The organism is Pseudomonas sp. AU11447 (assembly GCF_001672555.2).
GTDB lineage: Bacteria > Pseudomonadota > Gammaproteobacteria > Pseudomonadales > Pseudomonadaceae > Pseudomonas > Pseudomonas nitroreducens.
The window spans coordinates 1-2,459 of the sequence record NZ_LZDG02000088.1 but is presented as its reverse complement, the minus strand read 5'-3'; the positions used below and the strand labels follow the sequence as shown (position 1 = coordinate 2,459).

The 2,459-nt window shown below is 66.2% G+C and carries 1 protein-coding gene; it reads left to right on the top strand.

Annotated elements, in window-relative coordinates; translation table 11 throughout:
- Positions 1 to 2,459: efflux RND transporter permease subunit (locus A6723_RS27805; RefSeq protein ID WP_064979910.1), on the top strand; the 2,459-nt coding region annotated here is incomplete at both ends.

The window sequence follows — 2,459 nt, the reverse complement described above, 5'->3', positions numbered from 1 at the left end:
CTGCTCGACCCGGTGCGGCTGGCCAGCCTGGGTATCACCCAGGGCCAGGTGATCGAGGCCATCGGCAAGGCCAACCAGGAAACCGGCGGCGGCGTACTCGAACTGGGCGAGGCGGAGTTCATGGTGCGCGCCTCGGGCTACCTGAAGACCCTTGCGGACTTCCGCGCGATCCCCCTGCGCCTGGCCGCCAACGGCAGCCCGGTGACCCTGGGCGATGTCGCCAGCATCCAGCTCGGCCCGGAAGTGCGCCGGGGCATCGGCGAACTGGACGGCGAAGGCGAAGCGGTTGGCGGAGTGATAGTCCTGCGCAGCGGCAAGAACGCCCGCGAAGCCATCGCACGGGTGAAGGACAGGCTGGAGTCGCTGAAGAAGAGCCTGCCCGAGGGCGTGGAGATCGTCGCCACCTACGACCGCAGCCAGCTGATCGACCGCGCGGTGTCCAACCTCAGCCACAAGTTGATCGAGGAGTTCATCGTCGTCGCGCTGGTCTGCGCGGCCTTCCTCTGGCATTTGCGCTCCTCGCTGGTAGCGATTGTTTCGCTGCCGGTGGGCGTACTCATCGCGCTGATCGTCATGCGTCATCAGGGGATCAATGCCAACATCATGTCCCTGGGCGGCATCGCCATCGCCATCGGCGCGATGGTCGACGCGGCAGTGGTGATGATCGAGAACGCACACAAGCGCATCGAGGCCTGGCACGAGCGCCACCCCGGCACACCGCTGGCCGGTGAACAGCACTGGCGGGTGATGACCGAGGCCGCGGTGGAGGTCGGGCCGGCGCTGTTCTTCAGCCTGCTGATCATCACGCTGTCATTCATTCCGGTATTCACCCTGCAGGCGCAGGAAGGCCGCTTGTTCGGCCCGCTGGCGTTCACCAAGACCTACGCCATGGCGGGCGCCGCTGGGCTTTCCGTGACCCTGGTACCTGTACTGATGGGTTACTGGATTCGCGGACGCCTGCCCTCGGAACAACGCAATCCGCTCAATCGCTGGCTGATCCGCATTTACCAGCCTGCCCTGGACGCGGTGCTGCGCCGGCCGCGCACGACGCTGGCAGCAGCGCTGGTGATCTTTCTCACCGGGCTGTGGCCGCTCTCCCACCTGGGCGGAGAGTTCCTGCCGCCCCTGGACGAGGGCGACCTGCTGTACATGCCTTCGGCCCTGCCCGGTCTCTCTGCGCAGAAAGCTTCCGAGCTGCTGCAGAGCACCGACCGCCTGATCCGCAGCGTGCCAGAAGTCGCCAGCGTGTTCGGCAAGGCCGGGCGCGCCGAGTCTGCCACCGACCCGGCGCCGCTGGAGATGTTCGAGACCACCATCCGCTTCAAGCCGAAGGAAGAGTGGCGGCCGGGCATGACCAGCGAAAAACTGGTGGAGGAGCTCGACCGCGCGGTGAAGGTGCCGGGACTGACCAATATCTGGATTCCGCCGATCCGCAACCGCATCGACATGCTCGCCACGGGCATCAAGAGTCCCATCGGGGTGAAGGTTGCTGGCACTGACCTGGCCGAGATCGACCGCGCCACCCAGGCGGTTGAACGGGTGGTCAAGGGGATTCCCGGTGTGAGTTCTGCGCTGGCCGAACGCCTCACCGGAGGTCGCTACATCGACGTCGATATCGACCGCCAGGCGGCGGCGCGCTACGGCATGAACATCGCCGATGTGCAGGCCATCGTCAGCAGCGCCATCGGCGGGGAGAACGTTGGTGAGACGGTGGAAGGCCTCGCCCGCTACCCGATCAACGTGCGCTATCCGCGCGAGTGGCGCGACTCGGTCGATGCGCTGCAGCAGTTGCCGATCTACACCGCCCTGGGTGCCCAAATCACCTTGGGTAGCGTGGCGCGGGTGCGCATCAGCGAAGGTCCGCCGATGCTCAAGAGCGAGAACGCTCGTCTTTCCGGTTGGGTCTACGTCGACGTGCGCGGCCGTGACCTGGCTTCGGTGGTGGCAGACCTGCGCCAAGCTGTGGAGCGCGACGTGCGGCTCGCGCCGGGCATGAGCCTGAGCTACTCCGGCCAGTTCGAATACCTGGAGCGCGCCAACGCCCGGCTCAAGCTGGTGGTGCCGGCGACCCTGGCGATCATCTTCGTATTGCTCTACCTGACCTTTAGGCGCCTCGACGAGGCCGTGCTGATCATGGCGACCTTGCCCTTCGCCCTCACCGGAGGCGTGTGGCTGCTGTACCTGATGGGTTTCAACCTGTCGGTGGCCACGGGGGTTGGCTTCATCGCCCTGGCCGGCGTCGCGGCGGAGTTCGGGGTGATCATGCTGGTCTACCTGAAGAACGCCTGGTCTGAACGCTCGGATAACAGCGGTCCAGACGCGTTGCTCGCCGCTATCCGCGAAGGCGCAGTACAGCGCGTTCGCCCCAAGGCTATGACGGTGGCCGTGATCATCGCCGGCCTGCTGCCGATCCTCTGGAGCAGCGGCACCGGCAGCGAGGTAATGAGCCGCATCGCCGT